The organism is Piscinibacter sp. HJYY11 (assembly GCF_016735515.1).
Lineage (GTDB): Bacteria > Pseudomonadota > Gammaproteobacteria > Burkholderiales > Burkholderiaceae_C > Rhizobacter.
Genome location: NZ_JAERQZ010000001.1, coordinates 2,650,100 through 2,673,837, shown reverse-complemented (window position 1 = coordinate 2,673,837; position 23,738 = coordinate 2,650,100). Strand labels below are relative to the sequence as shown.

Sequence of the window (23,738 nt, the reverse complement as noted above, 5' to 3'; positions counted from 1 at the left end):
TCCTAACAGTCCAGCGGCTCGGCAAACCGTCTGGCGGGGCCCAATCTCAGGCCGTACCCAGGGGAAGCGTGAGCCGGATCACGGTTCCGTAGCCGGGGCCCGACTCCACCAGGCACTGCCCCTGCATCTGCTTGGCCCGGTGCTTCATGCTGGCCATGCCGTGGCCGCGGTCGAGCTTGCCATCGAGCTCCATCGGGATGCCCTTGCCGTTGTCCTGCACGACCAGCACGAAGTCCTGCTGGCCCAGGGTGCAGCGCACCTTGCAGTGCGAGGCCCCGCTGTGCTTGATGACGTTGCTGACCGCCTCGCGCAGGATGCGCGTGGTCTGCACGAAGGCACGGGCCGACAGCAGCTGCGTCACGTCTTCGCTGGGGCTGCGCCAGTCGACCTCGATGCCCGCCTGCCCCAGGCGTGACACGGTTTCGGCACGCCAATCGGCGAGGGCGTCGGCCACCGGCAGCGGCTTGCCCGTCAGCCCGCGCACCGACAGGCGCATTTCTTCCAAGGCTTCGCGGGCGAGCGACGAGATGCGCTCCGACTCGCTGGTGTGCACGATGGTGAGCAGCTTGGCGCCCAGGTCATCGTGCAGGTCGCCGGCGATGCGCTTGCGTTCCTTCTCGGTCACCTGCTCGACGCGCAGCTCGGCCATCTGCACGTAGTTGCGCTCCATTTCGGCGGTGGCTTCGGCGATGCGGCGGTCGAGCGAGTTGCGCGCCGCCTCGGCCGAGCGAAGCGCCATGCCGAAGACCTTGATCTGCCTCGCGGCGATGGCGAAGAAGATCACCGGCAGCGCGTAGTTGAGCAGGTTCACGCGCGGCATCCAGTCGAACTGCGAGGCGCGGTCCATCCCCACCAGCAGCACCAGGCCCGCCATCATTGCGGCCATCGGCCAGAAGGTGCGCCGCCGTGCGCGCCGCTCGGTGTAGAGGTAGAGCACCATCTTCGCCAGCACCTCCAGCACCATCAGCAGGTACCAGGCGCTGCTGAGGTTGAAGAGGCGCTGCGGCCCGGCCAGCGCCAGCGTGAGCGGCACCATCAGGCACTGCGCCAGCAGGCCCGCTTCGATCATGCGCGAGCGCAATGCGCTGTAGCTCAGCAGGAATTGCACCGTGAGTGCCGTCACGATGGCAAAGCCCACGCAGGCCAGCAACTCGACGGTGTAGGTGTCGAGCGGGATGTCGGTCCACCAGCTGCGCAGCCCGAGCACGTTCCAGGCGAGGATGAGGAAGCCGAGGTAGCCGAGGTGCGCTTCCTTGTGGTTGGTCGCCCGCAGGTACAGCAGGAACACCGCCAGCACCGTGGTCGCCACCGCGAGCATCTGCACGGCGGTGACGTTCCAGAAGGTCTGCGACGCATGTTCCTCGGCGAGCCGGGCCTGCGGGCCGATCTTGACAGCCGACAGGCCGCCGGCGCGCTGGCGCGACGAGACCTTCTGCAAGGCATAGCCCTGCACCTTGATGTCGAGGGTGTTGCCCTCGGCTTTCAGCAGACCGGCGGGCAGCGGCACCAGCTGCGGATAGAGGCAGTTGCGCGTGATGGGCTCGCGCATGTCGCCGCTGTGCACGAGGTAGCCGTTGAGCCGCACCTCCGCGTTGCTGCACACCCGCTCGATGTAGGCCGCCATCAGGTGCTCGGTGCTGCCGGCGGCTTCCGCCGCGTCGAAGCGCAGCCGGTACCAGACCGGGCCGTCCTCGCGCGGGCGGCTGCGCCACCAGTGGTCGGGCAGCGTGACGGGCGCGGTCGATGTCGCCACCGGGAATTGGTCGCCCGCCCCGGGGGCGGTCACCGCCTGCTGCAGCAGGATCACCTTGCCGTCGGCCGGTGCTGCGAGCGCCTGCCACGGCGCCAGGACCAGCATCCACAGCACCAGCAGGCTCATCCACGAAAGAGGCCTCAACCAGGCCGATACAGGGTAGGAACGGAGGCGGGCTCGCATGGGCGCCGATTGTGCAGGAGGTGCCCCTGCACGAAGCAGGCGCGGCGGGCGGGGCGACAATCGCGTTTTGCCCAGAGGTTCACGCTTGATCCTTCGCCACGCCTTCATTCCGCTCGACAACATCCGGCTCGCCCACCTGTGCGGCAGCCTCGACGAGCACCTGCGCAGCATCGAGTCGGCCTTCGATGTGAGCATCTCGCGCCGCAACGAGTCCTTCCGCATCGAGGGGGCCAAGGCCGATGCCGAGCGTGCCGTGGCCCTGCTGCAGACGCTGTACGACCGGGCGCGCAAGCCGATTTCCGGGGAGGCTTTCCAGCTGGCGCTGGTGGAGGCGCTGGCCGACGTGCCGCGCGGGCGCAAGCGCGCCGTTGCGGCGCGTGAGCCCGGCCGGGTAGATGACGCCGAGGGCGACGGCGAGGACGTCGTGCTGCGCACGCGCCGCGCCGACCTGTCGGGCCGCACGCCCAACCAGCACCTCTACCTCACCAACATCCGCCACCACGACATCACCTTCGGCATCGGCCCCGCGGGCACGGGCAAGACCTTCCTGGCGGTGGCCTGTGCGGTCGACGCGCTGGAGCGCAGCGCGGTGCAGCGCATCATCCTCACGCGCCCGGCGGTCGAGGCCGGGGAGCGCCTGGGCTTCCTGCCCGGCGACCTGGCGCAGAAGGTCGACCCCTACCTGCGCCCGCTCTACGACGCGCTGTACGACCTGATGGGCTTCGAGCGGGTGGGCAAGGCCTTCGAGAAGGGCAACATCGAGATCGCGCCGCTCGCCTTCATGCGCGGGCGCACGCTCAACCATGCGTTCGTGATCCTCGACGAGGCGCAGAACACCACGCGTGAGCAGATGAAGATGTTCCTCACGCGCATCGGCTTCGGCAGCAAGTGCGTGGTGACCGGCGACGTGAGCCAGATCGACCTGCCCAAGGGCACCGACAGCGGCCTGGTCGACGCCGAGCGGGTGCTGCGGCGTGTGAACGGCATCGCGATGACACGCTTCACCGCGGCCGACGTGGTGCGACATCCGCTGGTGGCCCGCATCGTCGAGGCCTACGACGCTGCGCCGACGGAGCGCAGCTGATGGCCCGGCCGGAGCTCACGCTGTCGTTGCAGTTTGCCGATGCCTCGCACCGCGCGCACTTGCCGCGCCACAAGGTGGCACGCTGGATCCGCGCGGCGCTGGAGGCGCCGGGGGAGATCACGGTGCGCATCGTCGGTGCCGAGGAGGGCCAGTCGCTCAACCGCGACTTCCGCGGCAAGGACTACGCAACCAATGTGCTGACCTTCGACTACGCGCACGAGCCCGTCGTGCAGGCCGACCTGATCCTGTGCGCGCCGGTGATCGCGGCGGAAGCGAAGCAGCAGCAGATCACGCTGGAAGCGCACTACGCCCACCTGCTCGTACATGGCACCTTGCATGCGCAGGGGCATGACCACGAGGACGACGACGAGGCGCGCGAGATGGAGGCTCTGGAAACGGAGATCCTGGCCGGACTCGGCTACGACGATCCCTACGCCCGCTGAACTTCAGCGTTTGTGGGACGTGCTCAGGTAGCGCTTGCGCCAGAAGAAGAGCCCCAGTCCCACCCCCACGATCACCATCGTGATCGTCGCCACCCACACGCCCGTCGGCGCGTGGATCAGCGGCAGGCCGTCGAAATTCATGCCGAAGAAGCCGGTGATCAGGTTCAACGGCATGAAGATGGCGGTCAGCACGGTGAGCGTGCGCATGATGTCGTTGGTGCGATTGCTCTGCGCCGAGAAGTGCATCTGCACCGCCGTCTCGGCCGACGACTCCAGCCGCCGCACGTGGCTCAGCACACGCTCGATGTGCTCGAGCACGTCGCGCGAGCGCAGGCGCAGCAGTTCGCGCTCGCGCATCGTCTGCGGATCGTGCTCGGTCGGCCACTCGTCGAGCGCATCGATCCACTCGACGATGGCGCTGCGCTGGTCTTCGCAGGTGTCCTCCAGCAAGTGCAGCGCGTTGCGCGAGTCGAGCAGCACCTGCCAGCTGTCGAAATGGCTGCGCGGGTTGAAGAGCTCCTGCTGCAGGTAGCCCAGCTGCTTGGTCAGCAGGCGCCGCAGCTCCAGGTAGCTGTCGACCATGTGGTTGACCATGCGCAGCATCAGGTCGTCCGGGCTGGGCGGCAGGCGCGACGGGGCGCCTGTGCGCTGCTCGGCGTTTTGAATCATCTGCGGCAGGCGTGTCGCGAAGAAGTCGCGCACCGGGCAGTCGGTCGGGTGCACCGTGAGGAGCAGGCGGTCGAAGATCGCGAAGCCGACCGGGCTCGTGTCGATCGCTTCCAGCGCGCGCTTGGCGGTGGACAGCGTGCCCTGTGCGTCGTCGAGGAAGAGGCCTGAGCTGCCGCTGCCGGCGGCCAGTCGCCTGAAGACGAGCAGGTCGTAGGCCGAGGTGTAGTCGAAGTGCGACGGCAGCTGGTTGTTCAGCAGGTCGGAGACGTGCAGGTCGACGAGTTGCGCGCCCGTGAGCCGCTGCAGCGCCGTCTGCAGAGCGGCGGTGGTGACCTCGAACTCGCGGCGTGCGCTGCCGATCCACAGGTAGCCGGTGGCCGGCATCTGCTCCGGCAGCTCGGGCAGCTCGGTGAATTGCTCGGCCGTGACGTGGAAGATGCGCATCGAGGCCCGCCGGGTGGTCAGCGCGACTCGCGCAGCTTGCGCGCTGCTTCCAGCGCGAAATAGGTCAGCACGCCATCGGCGCCGGCGCGCTTGAAGGCGAGCAGGCTTTCCATCATCACCGCGTCGTGGTCGAGCCAGCCGTTGTTGGCCGCCGCCTTGAGCATGGCGTACTCGCCACTGACCTGGTAGGCGAAGGTGGGCACTCGGAACTCGTCTTTCACGCGGCGCACGATGTCCAGGTAGGGCATGCCGGGCTTGACCATCACCATGTCGGCGCCTTCGGCGATGTCGAGCGCCACTTCCCGCAGCGCCTCGTCGGTGTTGGCCGGGTCCATCTGGTAGACCTTCTTGTTCCCCTTGCCGAGGTTGCCGGCCGAGCCGACTGCATCGCGGAACGGGCCGTAGAAGGCGCTCGCGTACTTGGCGCTGTACGCCATGATCCGCGTGTGGATGTGGCCACGCTTTTCGAGCACCTGGCGGATGGCGCCGATGCGCCCGTCCATCATGTCGCTCGGGGCCACGATGTCGACGCCGGCCTCGGCCTGCAACAGGGCCTGCTGGCTCAGGATCCGCACGGTCTCGTCGTTGAGGATGTAGCCACTCGCGTCGCGCACGCCGTCCTGGCCGTGCGAGGTGTAGGGGTCAAGCGCCACGTCGGTGAGGATGCCGAGCTCGGGGAAGCGCTTTTTCAGTTCGCGCACGACCTTGGGCACGAGGCCCTGCGGGTTGGTGGCTTCGGCGCCGTCTTCGCTCTTGTTCTTCGGGTCGATGACCGGGAAGAGCGCCATCACCGGGATGCCGAGGCGCACGCATTCGTCGGCCACGGGCAACAGCTGGTCGAGGCTCAGGCGCTGCACGCCGGGCATGGAGTCGACGTTCTGGATCTTGTTCTTGCCGGGCAGCACGAAGACCGGGAGGATCAGGTCGCTCACCTGCACATGGTGCTCGCGCACCAGCGCGCGGGTGAACTCATCGCGGCGCAGGCGGCGTGGCCGGCTGGCGGGAAAGGGCGGGGGTGTGTGCACGGCGCGGTTCCGGAGGGGCTAAATGGTCAGATGTGCGGCTCGAGGCGTAGTTCGCACTTGCGCGTTTTCACGGTGTCGCTCCACTGGGCGCACGCGGTGTTCATCTGATAAAGTCGCTTTCGGATGATAGCTGCAAGGTTGTCGTCCCCTGCTTTTCCTCCCTGAGCAGGAGCCTTACCGTGATGACAGCGATGAGGCTTTCGAGCCCCGGCTGATGGCCGGGGCTTTTTTTATGCCGACCCATAATGCCGCCGCATGAGCAGCCTCTATCTTTGGGTCAAGGCCTTCCACATCGTCTTCGTCGCCAGCTGGTTCGCCGGCCTCTTCTACCTGCCGCGCATCTTCGTCAATCTGGCGATGGTGCCCGCCGACAGCCACGCCGAGCGTGAGCGCCTGCTGCTGATGGCGCGCAAGCTGTACCGCTTCGCGAGCTTCCTGATGGTGCCGGCACTGGTGCTCGGCCTGTGGCTGTGGCTGGGCTTCGGGGTGAAGGGGGGCTGGCTGCATGCCAAGCTCCTCCTCGTCGTGCTGGCGCTCGGCTACCACCACGCCTGCCGGTCGCTGCTGCGCAAGTTCGAGTCGTTCAGCAACACACGCAGCGAGCGCTGGTTCCGCGTCTTCAACGAGGTCTCGGTGCTGCTGTTCACCCTGATCGTCGTGCTGGTGGTGGTCAAGCCGTTCTGACGGCGCGTGGTTCGACCATGGCGCCTCGACACAGAAGCTCCGCGGCACCGCTGGCCTGGCTGTATGCGGCGCTGATCGTCTACGCCAGCCTGTCGCCGTTCACGGGCTGGAAGCAGCCGGCCGGCGTGGCCTTGTTCGGCTTCGGCCACATGCCGTGGCAACCGTACTGGACCTGGTTCGATGTGGTGTCGAATCTGCTGGGCTACGTGCCGCTCGGAGCGCTGCTGTTCGGTGCGCAGGTGCGCAGTGGCCGGCCGGTGCTCTGGTCGGCGCTCAACACCGTCATCGCCGGTGCACTGTTGTCTCTCTGTCTGGAAAGCCTGCAGAACTGGTTGCCCCGGCGGGTGCCCTCCGTTGCAGACTGGTTGCTGAACAGTGGCGGCACCGCGCTCGGGGTGCTGATCGCGCTGGCAGTGCGCGCGCTCGGCGGCGTGGACCGCTGGCAGGTGCTGCGCGATCGCTGGTTCATCCACCGCAGCGCGGGCGGCATCGCGTTGCTCCTGCTCTGGCCGGTGGGGTTGCTCTTCCCGACCGCGGTGCCTTTCGGGCTTGGCCAAGGCGTGCTGCGCCTGCGCGAGGCGGTGGCAGGCTGGCTGGAAGGCACGCCGTGGGCGAGCTGGGTGACCGAAGGCCTGCAGGCCGACGAGTGGATGACGCCGCTGTCGCGTGGCTCGGAATGGTTAGCCATCGTGCTCGGTTTCCTGGCGCCTACCTTCGTGGCCTTCAGCATCATGCGCCCTGGCTGGCGGCGGCTGGCCCATGTGCCGGCGGCGCTGGCACTGGGGCTGGCGGCCACCACCCTGTCCACGGCGATGAACTTCGGCCCGCAGCATGCCTGGGCCTGGGTCACGCCGGCGGTGGTGCCGGCGCTGGTGGCGGCGAGCGTGGTGTCGCTGGCACTGGCCTTCGTGCCGCCGCGGGGCGCGGCGGCGGCGGGCCTGGTTGCCCTGACGATGTTGGTCGCGCTCGTCAACCAAGCGCCGACCGATCCCTATTTCGCCGAGAGCCTGCAGGCCTGGGAGCAGGGCCGCTTCATCCGCTTCCATGGCATTGCGCAGTGGGTGGGCTGGCTGTGGCCCTTCGCAGGACTCATCTACCTGCTGGCGCGCGTCGTGGCGCGCGACCAGGCTTCCTAAAATACGCCATGACCTATTTCAAGCGCCACATCTTCTTCTGCCTCAACCAGCGCGACAACGGCGAAGACTGCTGCGCCGACCACAACGCGAAGGCCGGCTTCGACCACTGCAAGTCGCGCGTGAAGGCCGAGAAGCTCGCCGGCCCCGGTGGCGTGCGCGTCAACAAGGCCGGCTGCATGGACCGTTGCGCCGGCGGGCCAGTGGCCGTCGTCTACCCCGAGGCCGTCTGGTACACCTACGTCGACGAAAGCGACATCGACGAGATCGTTGAGTCGCATCTGAAGAACGGCGTGGTGGTCGAGCGCCTGGTGCTGCCGGAGTCGGTGGGCCGATGAATTCACAAACCCAGCGCGTGACGATCGCCGGCCCGGCCGGTGCCATCGAATGCGCGATCGACGAGCCTGCTGCGGCGCCCACGGGTGTCGCGGTCGTGTGCCACCCGCACCCCCTGCACGGCGGCACGATGGACAACAAGGTCGCGCAGACGCTCGCCCGCGCCTTCGTGCAACTGGGCCTGCGCGCCGTGCGGTTCAACTTCCGCGGCGTCGGTGGCTCGCACGGGCAATGGGACGAGGGCCGCGGCGAAGTCGACGATGCCCTGGCGGTGATTGCCGCGCATCGAGAGGCCTCGCTGCCCTTCGTGCTGGCCGGCTTCTCGTTCGGGGGCTACGTCGCGGCCGAAGCCGCGCATCGCCTGCCGGCCGACGCCAAGCCCAAGTGGCTGGCGCTGATCGCCCCGTCGACGCAAAAGCAGCAAGTGCCACCGGCCCCTGAAGGCACGCTCGTCGTGCACGGCGAAGCCGACGACGTGGTGCCGCTCGCGGCCACGTTGGCCTGGGCCCGGCCGCAGGCGTTGCCGGTGGTCGTCGTGCCCGGCGCCGGGCATTTTTTTCATGGGCAACTCACGCTGCTCAAGAACTTGGTGGTGCGGCACGGCTCCTAAGAAGCCGCTGGCCCCCGCCGCGTTTCCTCACATCACAACGACTCCTGCATGAAAAAGCTCTTCGCTCTCCTGTTCGCGCTCGCCTGCACCTGGGCTCAGGCCCAGATGCCCACCCCCCCCGAGGTGGCCGCGCGCAGCTACATCCTGCTCGACATCACCACCGGCCAGACGCTCGCCGAGCGCGAGGCCGATGCCTCCGCCGACCCTGCGTCGCTGACCAAGCTGATGACGGCCTACCTCGTCTTCACCGCGCTGCGCGAGCACAAGCTGCAGCTCGAGCAGGTGCTGCCCGTCTCGGTGCGCGCCTGGCAGGAACGCAAGGGCGGTGGCTCGCTGATGTTCATCGAGCCTCGCAGCCAGCCCAAGGTGGCCGACCTGCTGCGGGGCCTGATCGTCAACTCGGGCAACGACGCTGCCGTGGTGCTTGCCGAAGGTGTTGGCGGCTCGGTCGAGAACTTCGTCGCGATGATGAACCGCCAGGCGCAGGCCTGGGGCCTGAAGAACACCGCGTTCAAGAACGTCGCCGGCCTCACCGAAGCCGGCCACAAGAGCACCGCGCGCGACGTGGCCGTGATCGCGGCGCACATCATCCGAGACTTCCCTGAGCACTACCCGCTCTACTCCATCAAGAAGTACCGCTTCGAAGGCTCGCCCAGCACCAACGAGAACAACCGCAACGTGCTGCTGTTGCGCGACCCGAGCGTCGACGGCATGAAGACCGGCTACACCGAGGCCGCTGGCTACTGCATGGTGATCTCGGCACAGCGCGACTTCCCCAACCTCGCGGCCACCGGCGCGGGGGGCGGCAAGCGTCGCCTGCTCAGCGTGGTGATGGGCACCGCCTCGATGGACGCGCGCGCTAACGAAAGCCAGAAGCTCCTCAACTGGGGTTTCCAGGCCTTCGACACCGTGCGCCTCTTCGAGGCCGACAAGGCCCTCGCCACCGTGCCGGTGTGGAAGGGCAAGGCGAATGAAGCCCGCCTGGGCAGCACCGGCGGCGTCTTCGTGAGCGTGCCCAAGGGCGAAGGCGGCAAGCTGCAGACGAAGATCGAGCGCACCGACCCGCTGGTGGCCCCGCTCACCCAGGGCCAGCGTGTGGGCACGCTTCGCGTGACAACGCCGGCCGGCGCCGTGGTGGCCGAGCGGCCGCTGGTGGTGCTGAACGCCGTCGAACAAGCCGGACTCCTGGGTCGGGCATGGGATGCGGTCCGGCTGTGGATCAAGTAACCTGATCCGCCCGCGCCCCGCCCGCCTGTTCGTCGAAAGGAGGCACCATGGCCGCGTTTCCCCCCAGCCTGGCCGACAGCCTGTGCTACCTGAACGGCGAGTTCCTGCCCTTGCGTGATGCCAAGGTCTCGGTGCTCGACCGCGGCTTCCTCTTCGGTGACGGCATCTACGAAGTGCTGCCGGTCTACAACCGGCGCTTCTTCCGCTTCGAGGAGCACATGGCGCGGCTTGGCCGCGGGCTTGCCAAGGTGCGCATCGCCAACCCCCACAGCGCCGTGCGCTGGCTGGAGCTGTGCCGCGAGCTCGTGGCCGGCCAGGCCGAGGACGACCAGGCTGTCTACCTGCAGGTGACCCGCGGCGTGGCGCCGCGCAACCATGTGATGCCGGTCGACGTGGAGCCGACCGTCTTCATGATGAGCAACCCGCTGGTGCAGCCGAGCCCGGAGGAGCGGCACCGCGGCGTGGCCTGCGTGACGGCGCGCGACTTCCGCTGGGAGCGTGGCGACCTCAAGTCGGTCTCGCTGCTGGGCAACGTGCTCGCGCGGCAGATGTCGGCCGACCATGGCGCCGCCGAGACCATCCTCCTGCGCGACGGCTTCCTCACCGAAGCCTCGGCCAGCAACGTGTGGGTGGTGCACGAAGGCGCGGTGCTCGGGCCGCCGAAGAGCGAGCACGTGCTGGAGGGCATCCGCTACGAGCTGATCCGCGAGCTGTGCGAAGAAGAGGGCATCGCCTTCAACCTGCGCCCGGTGGCCGAGGCCGACCTGCTGGCGGCCGACGAGGTGATGCTCAGCTCGGCCGCGAAGGAAGTGCTGCCCGTGACCCAGATCGACGGCGAGCCGGTGGGCCATGGCGCCTTGCGCGGCAAGCCCGGGCCCATATATGCCCGTCTGTACGAGGCCTACCAGCGTGCCAAGCGCACGCAGTCTTTATGAAAACCATTCCCCCCGAAGAATCGCTGATCGAGTACCCGTCGAAGTTCCCGCTCAAGGTGATGGGCGAGAACGTCGACGGCTTCGTGCACGCCGTCACGCAGGTCGCGAAGAACTTCGATCCAGGCTTCGACGCGTCGACCGTCGAGATGCGCCCAAGCAGCGGCGGCAAGTACCTCGGCGTCACCATCACCATCACCGCCACCAGCCGTGAGCAGCTCGACGAGCTGTACCGCACGCTCACCACGCACCCCATGGTCAAGGTGGTGCTGTAAGCGGCCCCGCAGTCGCTGCGCTCCTGCCCCCAAGGGGCGCCACCCCTGAGCCCGGGAGACCCGTGCTCGGGGCGTGGCTCGATGGTTCGCGTGCGCTCCAAGGGAACCCGCGGCCGATCGGCACGAAGCTCGGTCAATTGAGCGATGCCGGCTCGTCCGTTTCGCTCGTGGGCGCGACGTCCAGTCGCCCCACGCTCAAGGGCTCGGCGTTGTCGACCGCCGGCAGGCTGCGCGCAAACTGGGTGTAGGCGCCGGGTGACGCCAGGGCCGAGTCAGGCACTTCGGTGATCGGCGCGGGCGTGTCATCGCCGCCACCTCCACCGCAGGCGCTGACGAGCACGCTTGCCACCAGGGCCGCCACGTATCGATGAAGTGTTGTCTTCATGGCTGCTCTCCTTCTCAACGCGTGCCGCCGATGGGCGTCGCCAGGTAGGGGAAGCCGGGCAGCAGCGTGGCGCGCGACTGGTCGACTGCGTCGTGCAGCTGGAAGGCGGTGGTGCCGAGCGGCGCCGCCGACGGGCGGCAGGCCGTGCCGAAACCGAGCGCGTTGTTGTCGCCGTTGGCCACGCACAGCCCGCCCATGACCGCGATCAGCGAGATATCCACCACGTCGTCGTTCGGACGGCGGCCGTTGGGGTAACCCGCCATGTCGTTGCCGCCCGCAAGGATGTTGCCCACCACGCCGAGCGTGTTCTGGTTGGCCAGCGGCACCGGGGTCGTGGTCGTGTTCAGGCGCAGCATCTCCGAGGGCACGGCGTTGCGCGGCTGGTTCACGCCGGCGATGCCGGTGAGGAAGGTGGTCACGAGATCGGTCCGCGGGTAGTTGGTGGGGGCGATGTTGGGCGTGGCGAGCGCGATCTCCAGCAGCTTGGGCAGCGTGGGCTTGGTCACGTAGGTGAGGAACTGGCCGTCGTTGACCGGCTTGGCGCTGTTGAATCGGTCCTTGTCCTTCAGGCCGATCACCACCTCGTTGACGAGTGGCATGCCCAGGCGCGAGACCTGCGTCCAGGCGCCGCCAGGCTTTTCGGTCGTCTGGTGGCCGGCGCGCGGGGTCGGGTCGAGCAGGCGCACCTGGCGCAGGCTCGCGGTCGTCCAGCCGCCGATCACCGGCTCGTTGCCTTGCGTCAGGCAGGCGGTGGGCACTTCGAGCGCGAGCGAGGTGACGTTCTTGTCGTCGATGGTGTTGGGCGCTGCATTGGCGAACTGGCGATCGGTGATCACGTTCACCGGCGCGTTCACCAGGTCGAAGATGGTGCCCAGGTTGACGGCGAACGGGTCCTTGCGCTGGCCGACGAACACCTTGCCCGGGGCGCTGCAACCGGGGATGTTGATGGTGTAGACATGGCGGCCGGCGTAGGTGGCGTAGTCGGGAATCGTCTTCACGCCGATGTTGTCGACCGGCTTGTCGAAGACGGTGGCCCCGTTCACGTAGTTGGTCACGGCCTGTGCATTGCCGCGGCGGCGATCGCCGCGCACGACGGTGAGCGTGAAGCTCTCGCTGAGGTTGAGGTTGGCGTCCTGCACGTTGGCGACCTGGCCGAACTGGATCAGCGGAATCGCCACTTCCTCGCCGCCGACGGTGAGCGTCTTGCCGGAGGTGTCGCGCAGCTTGTTCTGGAAGCGGAACTGGAAGGTGAGGTCTTCGCGCGCATCGCCATCGTTGTCGATGTGGATCTCGTAGAGCGCGTTCGGGTCCATCGAGAAGTAGTTGGGGCCGCCGTAGGCGTCCTGCAGCGGCATGTAGTTGGCGATCAGCGTGGTGTAGGCGCTGCGGCCGGTCTCGTAGCTGCGGAACATGTAGAAGTCGGTCCCGTCCACCTTGGGCGAGGTGGTGATGAAGGGCGCTTCGCGGTGGCTGGAGGCGTGAAGCGTCGTCGTGCCACACACCGCGAGCAGGGCGGCGGCGACCAGCGGCGCGGTCTTGAAGGAAGAGGGTTGCATGAAGGGTCTCCTGGTGGGCACCCGGCAAGATCACCGGATGGCATGCGTTACGCGCGCCGATTCGTGATGGATGCACGGAAAGCCGGGGTCCCGACGTCAATTGTGCGAAGCCCCGACAATCGGGGGGTGTCAGAAATCTCTTCCGTCACCGACCAACCTCGCGGCCATGCGACCACCGTACCCCTCGTGCGCATGCGCGGGCGTGTGGACTACGCGACGACCGTCGACGAGATGCGGGCCTTCACCGAGACGCGCGGCCCCGACACGCCCGATGAGATCTGGTTGTGCGAGCACGCACCCGTCTTCACGCAAGGCATCGCGGGCAAGGACGAGCACGTGCTCCTGGCCGGCGATGTGCCGGTGGTGCACACCAACCGCGGCGGCCAGGTCACCTACCACGGCCCCGGCCAGGTGGTGGCCTACCCCTTGATCGACCTGAAGCGGCTCAACATCTTCGTCAAGGAATACGTCTACCGGCTCGAGCACTGCGTGCTCAAGACGCTCGAAAGCTTCGGCGTCACCGGCCACCGCGTGGCAGGCGCGCCCGGCATCTACGTGAAGCTGGGCGACCCGTTCGGGCATTCGGCACTCACCGGCCCGAGTGCACGCCCGTTCGATGGCCTGGGCAAGATCGCCGCGCTCGGCATCAAGGTGAGCCGCCACTGCACGTACCACGGTGTCGCGCTCAACGTGGCCATGGATTTGTCGCCCTTCTCCAGCATCAACCCTTGCGGCTACGCCGGGCTCGCGACGGTTGATCTGGCTACACTGGGCGTCCGCACCGACTGGAACACCGTGGCCGAGCGACTTGGTGACAAGCTCGCGGCCCACCTGAGCTGACCGGCTCGTTCTCGAAAGCTAGATCCCATGTCCACCGACAAGGTCGTCCACACCGCCCAAGACGCGGCCTCCTACGACGCCACCGCCAAGCAGAAGTCGCAGGCCAAGACCGCACGCATCCCGATCAAGATCGTGCCGGCCGAGCAACTGAAGAAGCCCGACTGGATCCGCGTCAAGGCGGGCTCGCACAACACCCGCTTCTACGAGATCAAGCAGATCCTGCGCGAGCACAAGCTGCACACGGTGTGCGAAGAAGCCTCGTGCCCCAACATCGGTGAATGCTTCGGCGGCGGCACGGCGACCTTCATGATCATGGGCGACAAGTGCACCCGTCGCTGCCCCTTCTGCGACGTGGGCCACGGCCGCCCCGACCCGCTCGACCAGGACGAGCCGCTGAATCTGGCGAAGACCATCGCCGCGCTCAAGCTCAACTACGTGGTGATCACGAGCGTCGACCGTGATGACTTGCGCGACGGGGGCGCGGCCCACTTCGTCGAATGCATCCAGCGTGTGCGCGAGCTGTCGCCCAAGACCCGCATCGAGATCCTCACGCCCGACTTCCGCGGCCGCATGGACCGCGCGCTCGAGATCCTGAAGGCGGCGCCGCCCGACGTGATGAACCACAACCTCGAGACCGCGCCGCGCCTCTACAAGGAAGCGCGCCCCGGCTCCGACTACGCCTACTCGCTCAACCTGCTCAAGCGCTTCAAGGAATTCGCGCCGCACGTGCCGACCAAGAGCGGCATCATGGTCGGCCTGGGCGAGACGGATGAGGAGATCCTGCAGGTGATGCGCGACATGCGCGAGCACGACATCGACATGCTCACGATCGGGCAGTACCTCGCGCCCTCGGGCCATCACCTGCCGGTGCGCCGCTACGTGCACCCCGACACCTTCAAGATGTACGAGGAAGAGGCCCACAAGATGGGCTTCACGCACGCCGCCGTGGGCGCGCTGGTGCGCAGCTCGTACCACGCCGACCAGCAGGCGCATCAGGCCGGGGTCAGCATCCCGGCCTGAGTTTCAGGGGTTGAGCGGCTCGCCGTAGCCGCCACCGCCCGGCGTCTCGATCACGAACACGTCGCCGGCCTGCATCTCGGCCTGGCCGATGTGCGGCAGCGCTTCAATGCTTCCGTCAGCACGTTCCACCCGGTTCTTGCCCAGTGCGCCGGGCTGGCCGCCCTGCATGCCGAAGGCCGGGTGCTCGCGGCCGTTGCTGAGGATCGAGGCCGTCATCGGCTCGAGGAAGCGCACACGCCGCACGCCGCCGTTGCCACCCACCCATTGGCCGGCGCCGCCGGAGTTGGCGCGGATCTCGTAGCTGTCGAGCCGCACCGGGTAGCGGAACTCCAGCACCTCGGGGTCGGTGAGACGCGAGTTGGTCATGTGCGTCTGCACGACGCTCGTGCCCGCGAAGCCCGGGCCGGCGCCCGAGCCGCCGGAGATGGTCTCGTAGTACTGGTAGGTGTCGTTGCCGAAGGTGAAGTTGTTCATCGTGCACTGGCTCGCGGCCATCACGCCGAGCGCGCCGTAGAGCGCATTCGTCACGCACATCGAGGTCTCGACGTTGCCGGCCACCACCGCCGCCGGGTGGCGTGGGTTGAGCATGCAGCCTTCGGGCACGACCACCTCGATGGGCTTCAAGCAACCGGCGTTGAGCGGGATCTCGTCGTCGACCAGCGTGCGGAAGACGTAGAGCACCGCCGCCATCGTGATCGAGCGTGGCGCGTTGAAGTTGTTGGCGAGCTGCGCGCTGGTGCCGGTGAAGTCGACCTTCGCACTGCGCGCCTTGGCGTTGACGCTCACCTTCACTCGGATCACCGCGCCGTTGTCGAGCGGCAAGGTGAACTCGCCGTCACGCAGCGCGGTGATCACGCGCCGCACCGACTCCTCGGCGTTGTTCTGCACGTGGGCCATGTAGGCGGCCACCGTCTCGCGGCCGTACTGCGCGACCATGGCCTTCAGCTCCTGCACGCCCTTCTCGTTGGCGGCGATCTGCGCGCGCAGGTCGGCCAGGTTCTGCTGCGGGTTGCGCGAGGGGTAGCGGCCCGAGCCGAGCAATTCCAGCAGCTCCTTCTCGCGCAGCCGGCCTTCGGCCACCAGCTTGAAGTTGTCGATCAGCACGCCTTCTTCCTCGATGGTGGTCGAGAAGGGGGGCATCGAGCCGGGCGTGGTGCCGCCGATGTCGGCATGGTGGCCGCGCGAGGCGACGTAGAACGAGGGCTTCGTGTCCTTCGGCTCCAGGTACACCGGTGTCACGACGGTGATGTCGGGCAGGTGCGTGCCGCCGTTGTACGGGTTGTTGAGCACGTAGACGTCGCCCGGGCGCATGCCGGGGTTGTGCTCGATCACCGTGCGGATCGATTCGCTCATCGAGCCCAGGTGCACCGGCATGTGCGGCGCGTTGGCGATGAGGCTGCCGCTCGCGTCGAAGAGCGCGCACGAGAAGTCGAGCCGCTCCTTGATGTTCACCGAGTAGGCGGTGTTCTGCAGGCGCAGTCCCATCTGCTCGGCGATGTTCATGAAGAGGTTGTTGAAGACCTCCAGCATCACCGGGTCGGCGGTCGTGCCCACCGCATGCGAGCTGGTGCGCGGCTTGACGCGTCGCAGTTCCAGGCTCTCGCCGGCGGTGAGGCGCGCCTGCCAGCCGGGCTCGACGACCGTGGTCGCGTTCTTCTCGGCGATGACGGCCGGGCCGTCGATCGTGGCGCCGGGGTTCAGCGATTCGCGCACGTGCAGCGCGGCGCTTCGCCAGCCGGCCGGCGCTTCGTCGGCCTGGCAGTACATCTGCACCTGGGCGATGGGTGCGGGCGTGTGCGAGGTTTCCATCGACATGTGGTGCGACGCCGACGTGCGCTCGCCGGGCGCAACGGCTTCGACGGCCACCGCCTCGATCACGAGCTTGCGGTCGGGCATCAGGAAGGCGAAGCGCTGCTGGTAGGAACGCTCGAATTCGTCGCGCACCGCGGCGATGGCTTGCGCCGCGGGCAATTCGCTGGGCAGACCGCAGGTGAGTGCGGTGTCGGTGCCGGCGTAGCGCACCTGCAGGCGTGAGATGGTGTGCACGTTCGTGTCGGCAACGCCCTGATGGCCGAGTTCATCGCGGGCCTGCTGCGCCAGCTCGGCGGCGATGTGGCGCGCTGCCTGGAGCCCGGCGTCGTCCAGGTCCTGCTCGACGGAGCGCTCACGCATCGCGATCTGGTCGGCCAGGCCCATGCCGTAGGCCGACAGCACGCCCGCCAGCGGGTGCGCGAACACGCGGGTCATGCCGAGTGCATCGGCCACCGCGCAGGCGTGCTGCCCGCCGGCGCCGCCGAAACATTGCAGCGTGTAGCCGGTGACGTCGTAGCCGCGCGCGACCGAGATGCGCTTGATCGCGTTCGCCATGTTGGCCACCGCGATCTGCAGTGCGCCGCTGGCCACTTCTTCCGGCGAGATGCGGCGGGCGCTGGCCTCGCTCATTTCGCGTGCCATCTTGGCGAAGCGCTCCACCACCACCTCGCGGTCGAGTGATTCGTTTGCTTGAGGGCCGAACACCTTGGGGAAGTGATCGGGCTGGATCTTGCCCAACATCACGTTCGCATCGGTGGTCGCGAGCGGCCCGCCGCGCCGGTAGCTCGCCGGGCCAGGGTTCGCACCGGCCGATTCCGGGCCGACACGCAGCCGTGCCCCGTCGAAGCTGATGATCGAGCCGCCACCCGCCGCGACGGTGTGGATGCTCATCATCGGCGCGCGCATGCGCACGCCGGCCACCTGCGTCTCGAAGGCGCGCTCGAACTCGCCCGCGTAGTGGCTCACGTCGGTGGAGGTGCCGCCCATGTCGAAGCCGATCACCTTCTGGTGACCGCCTTCGACGGCGGTGCGCACCATGCCGACGATGCCGCCGGCCGGGCCGGAGAGGATGGCGTCCTTGCCCTGGAAGCGCTGCGCCTCGGTGAGGCCACCCGAGCTTTGCATGAAGAAGAGGGGCACGCCGGGCATCTGCTGCGCCACCTGGTCGACGTAGCGGCGCAGGATGGGCGAGAGGTAGGCGTCGACCACCGTGGTGTCGCCGCGCGACACGAGCTTCATCAAGGGGCTGACCTTGTGGGACACCGAGATCTGCGTGAAGCCCACGTCGCGCGCCAGCTGCTCGGCGACTTCTTCGTGCGCACAGTAGCGGTAGCCGTGCATGAAGACGATGGCGCAGGCGCGCAGCCCGTCGGCATACGCCTGCTGCAGTTGCAGCTGCAGCGCGGCCTTGTCGAGTGCTTGCACCTCGTCGCCATGTGCGCCGACACGCTCGTCGGCTTCGATCACCCGCTCGTACAGCAACTCGGGCAACACGATGTGGCGTTCGAACAGTTTGGGGCGGGCCTGCAGCGCGATGCGCAGCGCGTCGCGGAAGCCCTTGGTCGTGACGAGCAGCGTGCGGTCGCCTTTGCGCTCGAGCAGCGCGTTGGTGGCCACCGTCGTGCCCATCTTCACGCAATCCACCCGCTCGGGTGTGATGAGTTCACCAGCCTTCAAGCCCAGCAAGCGGCGGATGCCTTCGACGGCGGCGTCGGCGTACTGCTCCGGGTTCTCGGAAAGCATCTTGAGCGTGTGCAGCGCACCATCAGGGGCGCGGCCCACCACGTCGGTGAAGGTGCCGCCTCGGTCGATCCAGAACTGCCAGCGTGTCGTGGTCATGGTCGTTGTCTTCTGTGAAGGCTGCCCGGTCAGCGTTGTACGCCCATCACCAGGTCGGGCAGCACGGTGACGATCTGCGGGAAGGCGGTGATGAGCACGATACACACCACGAGGCAGCCGAAAAAGGGCAAGGCCGCGCGGGCGATGATGTTGCTGTCTTTGCCGGTCATGTTCTGCAGCACGAAGAGGTTGAAGCCAACCGGCGGCGTCACTTCCGCGATCTCGACCAGCAGCACCACGAAGATGCCGAACCACACCAGGTCGAAGCCGGCCTTCTGCACCATCGGCAGCACGATGGCGGCGGTGAGCACGATCATGCTGATGCCGTCGAGCGCGGTACCCAGCACCAGGTAGACGGCGACCAGGATGGCGATCAGGCCGGCCGGCGGCAGGTTCATCGCATCGACCCACTCGGCCAGCTCGCGCGGGATGCCGGTGAAGGCCATCGTCTTCGAGAGGAATGAGGCACCGGCGAGCACGAAGGCGATCATGCAGCTCGTGCGGGCCGCACCCATCAGGCTGTCGCGGAAGTTCTCCCAGGTGAGCGAGCGGCTGGCCGCGGCCAGGATGAGCGAGCCCATCGCGCCGTAGGCCGCGCATTCGGTGGCGGTGGCGATGCCCGAGATCAGGGCCCAGCCGACGAAGACGATCAGCAGCGCGCACGGGATCAGGTGGCGCGACTGGCGCAGCTTCTCGGCAAAGGTCGTCGCCGGCTCGGCGGCGGGCATGCGGTCGCGGTTCTTCGTGCTCCAGATCGCGATGTAGCCCGAGAACAGCAGCATCAGCAGCAGTCCGGGCAGGAAGCCGGCAAGGAAGACGCGGATGATCGACGCATCGGCCGCCACCGCGTAGACCACCATCGTGATCGACGGCGGGATCAGGATGCCCAGCGTGCCGGCGGTGGCCAGCGAGCCCAGGGCAATGCGCTCGTCATAGCCGCGCTTCTTGAGCTCGGGCAGCGCCACCTTGCTGATGGTGGCGCAGGTGGCGGCCGACGAGCCCGACACCGAGCCGAAGATCCCGCAGCCGAGCACCGTGGTGTGGAACAGCCGCCCCGGCACCCGCCCGAGCCAGGGGCTCAGGCCGCTGAACATCTGCTCCGACAGCTTGGTGCGGAAAAGGATCTCGCCCATCCAGATGAAGAGCGGCAGCGCGGCCAGTTCCCAGCTCGCGTTGCTCTCCCAGAACGCGGAGAAGAGGTTCTTGCCCGGCGTGGTGCTGGTGAAGAAGGCCTGGCCGACCCAGCCGCAGGCGGCCAGCGTCATCGCGATCCAGAAGCCGCCCGCCAGCAGGGCGAGCATGATCACCAGCAGCACGATGGCTGCGATTGCAGTGTCCATGGGGGACCTCTCAGATGTCGGAGGAATAGTCGCCGGCGGCGTGGCGCTCGCGGGCGAGTCGGGCATAGGTCGGCTCTTCGCCGCGGCACACGAGCACCAGTTCGTCGAGCACGGCCACGAGCAGCAGCATGGCGCCCGCCGCGAAGCTCGATTGCGGGATCCACATCGGCAGCGGCAGCAGGCCTTGCGCGATGTCGTGGAAGAGCCAGCTCTCGTAGGTGGCCGCGCAGGCCCACCAGGCGAGGTAGCCGGTGGCAACGATGCCGAGCGCCAGCGAGGCCATCTCGAAGCGGCGGCGCCATGGGGCGCTCAGGCGGTCGAGCAGCACGGTGACGCGCACGAAGTCGCCGTGCTTGAATGCGTGGGCCATCGTGAGGAAGGCCGCCGCAGCGGCCAGCCACGCGACGATGTCGTTGGCGGCACCGGTCGAGTGGCCGGCCAGCCGCATCACCGTCTGCCAGATCATCAGCACCGCGATGGCGAGCACCGAGGCGGCACCGAGTGCACCGGCGCCCAGGTAAGTGGCGTCGAGCCACTGGCGCCAGCGGCCGGTGCGGGCCGTGGGAGAAGCGCTGATCGCCGACATCACGGTGCTCATGTGCGGCTCACTTGCGGTAGGCGTCGAGCACGGCCTGGCCGTCGGCGCCGGCGGCCTTCACCCAATCGGCCGCCATGCGCTCGCCCACCGTCTTGAGCTCGCGCTTGAGCGCGACGCTGGTGCGGTCGATCGTCATGCCCTTGGCCTGCAGCTCCTTCAGGTAGCCGTCGTCCTTCTCGTCGCTGGTCTTCCAGCCGCGCTCGCCAGCCTGGGCGGCGACGGCGGTCACGGCGGCCTGCGTCGTCTTGTCGAGCGCATCGAAGGCCTTCTGGTTCACCACCACCGCGTTGCGCGGCAGCCAGGCGTTGACGTCGTAGAAGTACTTCACCTGCTCGTAGAGCTTGCTGTCGACGCCGCTCGCGCTGCTGGTGAGGAAGTTGTCGACCGCGCCGGTGGCGAGCGCCGCCGGCAGCTCGGCCAGCTGGATGGTGATCGGCTGTGCGCCCACCAGTTCGGCGATGCGCGAGGTGGCCGGGTTGTAGGCGCGCATCTTGGTGCCCTTGAGGTCGGCGAGCGTCGTCACCGGCTTGCGGCTGTAGAGCGACTGCCCCGGCCAGGGCACGGTGTAGAGCAGCTTCAGGCCCTGGCCGGCGAGCAGCTTCTGCAGCGCAGGCTGCGAGGCCTGGTCAAGCTTCTTCGCCTCGCTGTAGTTGGTGGCGAGGAAGGGAATGGAATCGACGCCGAAGAGCGGGTTCTCGTTCGAGGCGCTGGAGAGGATGAACTCGCCGATCTGCGTCTGGCCCGACTGCACCGCGCGCTTGATCTCGTTGGCCTTGAAGAGCGAGGCGTTGGCATGCACGGTGATCTTGAGCTTGCCCTGGGTCGCCTTGTCGACCTCCTGCGCGAACCATTCGAGGTTCTGCACCTGGAAGGTGTTGCCGCCATAGCCCGAGGGCAGGTCCCATTTGGTCTGGGCGTGGGCCGAGCCGATGAAGGCAAGCGCCAGCGCCGCACAGGCAAGGTTCTTCATGTGCAGATCTCCGGTGGGTTGAAGGATCAGAAGGCGGCGAGGTGCCGGTTGAGCAGGTCGGTGACGAGCATGGCGCCCGGTGCGTGCGTGATGGCGAGGGGCACCTTGGCTTGCACGAGGGCGGCCTGCGGGGTCACGCCGCAGGCCCAGAAGACGGGCAGTTCGCCGGGGCGCGCCTCGACGGGGTCGCCGTAGTCGGGCTTGGACAGGTTGGTGATGCCAATCTGCGCCGGGTCGCCAATGTGCACCGGTGCGCCGTGCACCGAGGGCAGGCGCGAGGTGATCTGCACGGCGCGGATGGCGTCGGCGGCGCTCATCGGGCGCATCGACACGACCATCGGGCCGCTGAACGGGCCGGCCGCTTCGGTGGCGATGTTCGTGCGGTACATCGCCACGTTGCGCTTTTGCTCGATGTGGCGCAGCACGATGCCGTCGTCCACCAGCGCCTCTTCGAACGAGAACGAGCAGCCGATCACGAAGGTGACGAAGTCGTCCTCCCAGAGCGCACGGATGTCGGTGGGCTCGCCGGTGAGCTCTCCGTGCTGCCAGACGCGGTAGCGGGGCAGGTCGGTGCGGATGTCGATGCCCTCGCCAAGCGTCGGGAGCGAGGGGTCGCCCGGCTCGGAGACCGCCAGCAAAGGGCAGGGCTTGGGGTTGCGCTGGCAGTAGCGCATGAAGTCGGTCGCGAGCGCCGCCGGCAGGATCACCACGTTGCCCTGGACATGGCCCATCGCCTGGCCCGAGGTGTGCCGGTCGAGGCGGCCGGAGCGCGCGGCGAGGCGGGCATCAGCGCCGGTGCGGGCGGGGGAACTGGGCGACTCGGTCACGTGATCACTCCGGAAACGTGTTGCGATGGCGAGCCATTGTTTCGATCGGGCCCGAGCTCGGCAAACGAGATTTTTCTTGCTGGCCTCATCGATTTTTTCGATGATGGCGCCTTGGAGGTGGAACCATGAACCTGCGCTTTGTCGAAGCCTTCTACTGGGTCGCCACGCTGAAGAGCGTGTCGCGCGCCGCCGAGAAACTGTCGATCACCCAGTCGGCGATGTCGAGCCGCGTCGCCGGGCTGGAAGAGGAACTGGGCACCATGCTGCTCGACCGTCGCGACAAGCAGTTCAAGCTGACCATCGCGGGCACGCGCTTCCTCCACTACGCCGAGAAGCTGCTCGCCCTGCAGCGCGAACTGAAGGAGGAGATGGGCTCGGGCGGCCTCACGGCGGCTGCGCCGGTGATGCTGCGCATCGGCAGCATCGAGTCGGTGCTGCACTCGTGGCTGATGCCGTGGATCGAGAAGCTGCGTGCCGATCTGCCGATGCTGGAGCTGGAGCTGTCGGTGGAAACCACGCCGATGCTGCAGGAGCTGGTGCGCCGCGGCACGCTCGACCTGGTGTTCGCTGCCGCGCCGGCGTCTCACGAGGGCGTGCGGGTGCGCACGCTGGCATCGATGGAGATGGCTTTTGTCGGCAACCCGACGGTGCACAAACGTTCGCGCTACAGCCTCGAGCAGCTGGCACAGCATGACCTGCTGACCTTCCAGCGCGGCTCGCAGCCCCATGTCGCGCTGATGGACCTCTTCCGCCGCGATGAAGTGGCGCCGCCGCGGGTGCACACCATCTCGTCGATTTCGGCGATGACGCAGCTGGTCGAGGCCGGCTTCGGCATCGCGACCCTGCCGCGCGCTGCGGCGGAACGCCTGCGGCCGAACCGGGCTCTCAAGATCCTCGGCTGCGAGCGGGCGCTGTTGCCGCTGCCGGTGTTCGCAAGCTTCCGGCCCGACCCGCAGTCGCGGCAGATCGAGGCGGTGGTCGACGCCGCCCTGGCCTTCGCCAACGAAGCCAAGCACGCCCGCCTGGTGGGAAGATCAGCCAAGTAGCAGTTTTGAGCAGGAGCAGTCGATGAAACGCAGAGAACTGGTGAAGGCCGCCGGGGCGATGGTCGCCGGCGTGTGGGTGCCGGCACAGGCGAGCTGGTTGTCGGAAACCGATGCGACCGCCGGCATCCGCGCTGCGCTCGAACGTGGCGCCGTGGCAGCGGTCGGCCTGCTGGGCAAGACGGACGGATTCCTCGGCAACCCCAAGGTGCGCATTCCCTTGCCCGACTTCCTGCAGGACGTGTCGGGCTTCCTGAAAGCCACCGGTCAGCGCAAACGCATCGAAGAGCTGGAAGTCTCGATGAACCGGGCGGCTGAAGCCGCGGTGCCCGAGGCCAAGGCGCTGCTGGTGAACGCGGTGAAGGCGATGAGCGTGGAAGACGCGAAACAGCTGCTGACGGGTGGCGACAACTCAGTGAAGCAGTTCTTCGCCACCAAGACCCGCGAGCCGCTTTCCGTGAAGTTCCTCCCCATCGTGCAACGGGCGACCGAGAAGGTGAAGCTCGCCGCGCGCTACAACGCCGTCGCCTCGAAGGCGGCCAGCTTCGGTCTGCTCAAGGAAGAGAACGCCAACATCCAGTCCTATGTGACCGGCAAGGCGCTCGATGGCCTCTACCTGATGATCGGGGAAGAGGAGAAGAAGATTCGCGCCGACCCTGTGGGCACCGGCAGCGCGATCCTCAGGAAGGTCTTCGGTTCGCTGAAATAAA

23 protein-coding genes are annotated in these 23,738 nt (G+C 67.7%); 13 read left to right on the top strand and 10 right to left on the bottom strand.

From position 1 onward, the window contains the following. Positions 1-46: 46 nt before the first annotated feature. A complete protein-coding gene (locus JI745_RS12315) occupies positions 47-1,879 on the bottom strand; it encodes an ATP-binding protein (RefSeq protein ID WP_236674977.1) in 1,833 nt (610 codons plus the stop codon). 142 nt (positions 1,880-2,021) lie between these two features. Between JI745_RS12315 and JI745_RS12310 the strand changes: the two genes are divergently transcribed. Both JI745_RS12310 and ybeY read left to right on the top strand, forming a co-directional pair. After that, positions 2,022-3,020: a PhoH family protein gene (locus JI745_RS12310; RefSeq protein ID WP_201806679.1), complete on the top strand. Its 999-nt coding sequence runs from the start codon at positions 2,022-2,024 to the stop codon at positions 3,018-3,020. Further along, the gene (ybeY, locus tag JI745_RS12305; protein WP_201806677.1) at positions 3,020-3,463 is read left to right on the top strand and encodes an rRNA maturation RNase YbeY; all 444 of its coding nucleotides are present in this window, start codon (positions 3,020-3,022) and stop codon (positions 3,461-3,463) included. Before JI745_RS12310 ends, ybeY begins: the two co-directional genes overlap by 1 nt. A gap of 3 nt (positions 3,464-3,466) precedes the next feature. On the opposite strand, the gene JI745_RS12300 is transcribed toward ybeY, so the two are convergent. Together JI745_RS12300 and hemB are read right to left on the bottom strand one after the other, a co-directional pair. Further along, positions 3,467-4,576 (bottom strand): magnesium transporter CorA family protein, encoded by a 1,110-nt coding sequence (locus tag JI745_RS12300; protein ID WP_201806673.1) that lies wholly within the window; start codon positions 4,574-4,576, stop codon positions 3,467-3,469. Positions 4,577-4,593: 17 nt separating this feature from the next. Then, complete coding sequence (gene hemB, locus JI745_RS12295; protein WP_201806671.1) at positions 4,594-5,601, bottom strand: porphobilinogen synthase; 1,008 nt, start codon at positions 5,599-5,601, stop codon at positions 4,594-4,596. Between the two features lie 255 nt (positions 5,602-5,856). Here hemB and JI745_RS12290 point away from each other — a divergent pair, with 255 nt between their 5' ends. The 7 genes from JI745_RS12290 to JI745_RS12260 are packed head-to-tail and all read left to right on the top strand — an operon-like array spanning position 5,857 to position 10,798. Continuing rightward, complete coding sequence (locus tag JI745_RS12290) at positions 5,857-6,285, top strand: CopD family protein (RefSeq protein WP_201806669.1); 429 nt, start codon at positions 5,857-5,859, stop codon at positions 6,283-6,285. A 17-nt stretch (positions 6,286-6,302) separates the two neighbouring features. Next, positions 6,303-7,421: a VanZ family protein gene (locus JI745_RS12285; RefSeq protein WP_201806667.1), complete on the top strand. Its 1,119-nt coding sequence runs from the start codon at positions 6,303-6,305 to the stop codon at positions 7,419-7,421. Positions 7,422-7,429: 8 nt separating this feature from the next. Further along, positions 7,430-7,756: a ferredoxin gene (locus JI745_RS12280; RefSeq protein WP_201806665.1), complete on the top strand. Its 327-nt coding sequence runs from the start codon at positions 7,430-7,432 to the stop codon at positions 7,754-7,756. Beyond that, a complete protein-coding gene (locus JI745_RS12275) occupies positions 7,753-8,364 on the top strand; it encodes an alpha/beta hydrolase (RefSeq protein WP_201806663.1) in 612 nt (203 codons plus the stop codon). Before JI745_RS12280 ends, JI745_RS12275 begins: the two co-directional genes overlap by 4 nt. A 48-nt stretch (positions 8,365-8,412) precedes the next feature. Then, entirely contained in the window at positions 8,413-9,591 is a 1,179-nt protein-coding gene (locus JI745_RS12270; protein ID WP_201806660.1) for a D-alanyl-D-alanine carboxypeptidase family protein, read from the top strand. A gap of 47 nt (positions 9,592-9,638) precedes the next feature. Further along, entirely contained in the window at positions 9,639-10,526 is an 888-nt protein-coding gene (locus tag JI745_RS12265; RefSeq protein WP_201806658.1) for a D-amino acid aminotransferase, read from the top strand. Beyond that, complete coding sequence (locus JI745_RS12260; RefSeq protein ID WP_201806655.1) at positions 10,523-10,798, top strand: YbeD family protein; 276 nt, start codon at positions 10,523-10,525, stop codon at positions 10,796-10,798. The genes JI745_RS12265 and JI745_RS12260 overlap by 4 nt, the downstream gene beginning before the upstream one ends. Positions 10,799-10,931: 133 nt before the next feature. On the opposite strand, the gene JI745_RS12255 is transcribed toward JI745_RS12260, so the two are convergent. Beyond that, a complete protein-coding gene (locus JI745_RS12255) occupies positions 10,932-11,183 on the bottom strand; it encodes a hypothetical protein (protein ID WP_201806652.1) in 252 nt (83 codons plus the stop codon). 14 nt (positions 11,184-11,197) lie between these two features. Further along, positions 11,198-12,739 (bottom strand): DUF4331 domain-containing protein, encoded by a 1,542-nt coding sequence (locus tag JI745_RS12250; RefSeq protein WP_201806649.1) that lies wholly within the window; start codon positions 12,737-12,739, stop codon positions 11,198-11,200. A gap of 192 nt (positions 12,740-12,931) precedes the next feature. On the opposite strand from JI745_RS12250, the gene lipB reads away from it, so the two are divergent. Further along, on the top strand, positions 12,932-13,579 hold the full coding sequence (gene lipB, locus JI745_RS12245; RefSeq protein ID WP_201812520.1) for a lipoyl(octanoyl) transferase LipB: 648 nt from the start codon (positions 12,932-12,934) through the stop codon (positions 13,577-13,579). A 27-nt stretch (positions 13,580-13,606) separates the two neighbouring features. Beyond that, a complete protein-coding gene (gene lipA / locus JI745_RS12240) occupies positions 13,607-14,599 on the top strand; it encodes a lipoyl synthase (RefSeq protein WP_201806647.1) in 993 nt (330 codons plus the stop codon). A gap of 3 nt (positions 14,600-14,602) precedes the next feature. On the opposite strand, the gene JI745_RS12235 is transcribed toward lipA, so the two are convergent. From JI745_RS12235 to JI745_RS12215, 5 genes are read right to left on the bottom strand one after another with little or no spacing between them, the layout of a single operon-like run. Continuing rightward, the gene (locus JI745_RS12235; protein ID WP_201806638.1) at positions 14,603-18,250 is read right to left on the bottom strand and encodes a hydantoinase B/oxoprolinase family protein; all 3,648 of its coding nucleotides are present in this window, start codon (positions 18,248-18,250) and stop codon (positions 14,603-14,605) included. 29 nt (positions 18,251-18,279) lie between these two features. Continuing rightward, positions 18,280-19,590, bottom strand: coding sequence for a TRAP transporter large permease (locus tag JI745_RS12230; protein ID WP_201806627.1), 1,311 nt, complete (start codon positions 19,588-19,590; stop codon positions 18,280-18,282). Positions 19,591-19,600: 10 nt separating this feature from the next. Then, complete coding sequence (locus JI745_RS12225; protein ID WP_236674976.1) at positions 19,601-20,188, bottom strand: TRAP transporter small permease; 588 nt, start codon at positions 20,186-20,188, stop codon at positions 19,601-19,603. A gap of 7 nt (positions 20,189-20,195) precedes the next feature. Beyond that, a complete protein-coding gene (locus tag JI745_RS12220; protein ID WP_201806624.1) occupies positions 20,196-21,158 on the bottom strand; it encodes a TRAP transporter substrate-binding protein in 963 nt (320 codons plus the stop codon). Between the two features lie 26 nt (positions 21,159-21,184). Then, entirely contained in the window at positions 21,185-21,985 is an 801-nt protein-coding gene (locus tag JI745_RS12215; protein WP_201806621.1) for a putative hydro-lyase, read from the bottom strand. A gap of 125 nt (positions 21,986-22,110) precedes the next feature. On the opposite strand from JI745_RS12215, the gene JI745_RS12210 reads away from it, so the two are divergent. Beyond that, positions 22,111-23,031 (top strand): LysR family transcriptional regulator, encoded by a 921-nt coding sequence (locus tag JI745_RS12210; RefSeq protein ID WP_201806618.1) that lies wholly within the window; start codon positions 22,111-22,113, stop codon positions 23,029-23,031. 22 nt (positions 23,032-23,053) lie between these two features. Continuing rightward, a complete protein-coding gene (locus JI745_RS12205; protein WP_201806615.1) occupies positions 23,054-23,737 on the top strand; it encodes a DUF4197 domain-containing protein in 684 nt (227 codons plus the stop codon). The last annotated feature ends 1 nt before the right edge of the window (position 23,738 follow it).

Excerpts from the sequence above, each read along its gene's own strand:
- JI745_RS12210 (WP_201806618.1), top strand. The coding sequence starts at position 22,111 with ATGAACCTGCGCTTTGTCGAAGCCTTCTACTGGGTCGCCACGCTGAAG.
- JI745_RS12300 (WP_201806673.1), bottom strand. The coding sequence starts at position 4,576 with ATGCGCATCTTCCACGTCACGGCCGAGCAATTCACCGAGCTGCCCGAG.
- JI745_RS12255 (WP_201806652.1), bottom strand. The coding sequence starts at position 11,183 with ATGAAGACAACACTTCATCGATACGTGGCGGCCCTGGTGGCAAGCGTG.
- JI745_RS12260 (WP_201806655.1), top strand. The coding sequence starts at position 10,523 with ATGAAAACCATTCCCCCCGAAGAATCGCTGATCGAGTACCCGTCGAAG.
- JI745_RS12205 (WP_201806615.1), top strand. The coding sequence starts at position 23,054 with ATGAAACGCAGAGAACTGGTGAAGGCCGCCGGGGCGATGGTCGCCGGC.
- JI745_RS12230 (WP_201806627.1), bottom strand. The coding sequence starts at position 19,590 with ATGGACACTGCAATCGCAGCCATCGTGCTGCTGGTGATCATGCTCGCC.
- JI745_RS12235 (WP_201806638.1), bottom strand. The coding sequence starts at position 18,250 with ATGACCACGACACGCTGGCAGTTCTGGATCGACCGAGGCGGCACCTTC.
- ybeY (WP_201806677.1), top strand. The coding sequence starts at position 3,020 with ATGGCCCGGCCGGAGCTCACGCTGTCGTTGCAGTTTGCCGATGCCTCG.
- JI745_RS12265 (WP_201806658.1), top strand. The coding sequence starts at position 9,639 with ATGGCCGCGTTTCCCCCCAGCCTGGCCGACAGCCTGTGCTACCTGAAC.
- lipA (WP_201806647.1), top strand. The coding sequence starts at position 13,607 with ATGTCCACCGACAAGGTCGTCCACACCGCCCAAGACGCGGCCTCCTAC.
- JI745_RS12290 (WP_201806669.1), top strand. The coding sequence starts at position 5,857 with ATGAGCAGCCTCTATCTTTGGGTCAAGGCCTTCCACATCGTCTTCGTC.
- JI745_RS12280 (WP_201806665.1), top strand. The coding sequence starts at position 7,430 with ATGACCTATTTCAAGCGCCACATCTTCTTCTGCCTCAACCAGCGCGAC.
- JI745_RS12220 (WP_201806624.1), bottom strand. The coding sequence starts at position 21,158 with ATGAAGAACCTTGCCTGTGCGGCGCTGGCGCTTGCCTTCATCGGCTCG.
- JI745_RS12270 (WP_201806660.1), top strand. The coding sequence starts at position 8,413 with ATGAAAAAGCTCTTCGCTCTCCTGTTCGCGCTCGCCTGCACCTGGGCT.
- JI745_RS12275 (WP_201806663.1), top strand. The coding sequence starts at position 7,753 with ATGAATTCACAAACCCAGCGCGTGACGATCGCCGGCCCGGCCGGTGCC.
- lipB (WP_201812520.1), top strand. The coding sequence starts at position 12,932 with ATGCGCGGGCGTGTGGACTACGCGACGACCGTCGACGAGATGCGGGCC.
- JI745_RS12285 (WP_201806667.1), top strand. The coding sequence starts at position 6,303 with ATGGCGCCTCGACACAGAAGCTCCGCGGCACCGCTGGCCTGGCTGTAT.
- JI745_RS12250 (WP_201806649.1), bottom strand. The coding sequence starts at position 12,739 with ATGCAACCCTCTTCCTTCAAGACCGCGCCGCTGGTCGCCGCCGCCCTG.
- JI745_RS12225 (WP_236674976.1), bottom strand. The coding sequence starts at position 20,188 with ATGAGCACCGTGATGTCGGCGATCAGCGCTTCTCCCACGGCCCGCACC.
- JI745_RS12315 (WP_236674977.1), bottom strand. The coding sequence starts at position 1,879 with ATGAGCCTGCTGGTGCTGTGGATGCTGGTCCTGGCGCCGTGGCAGGCG.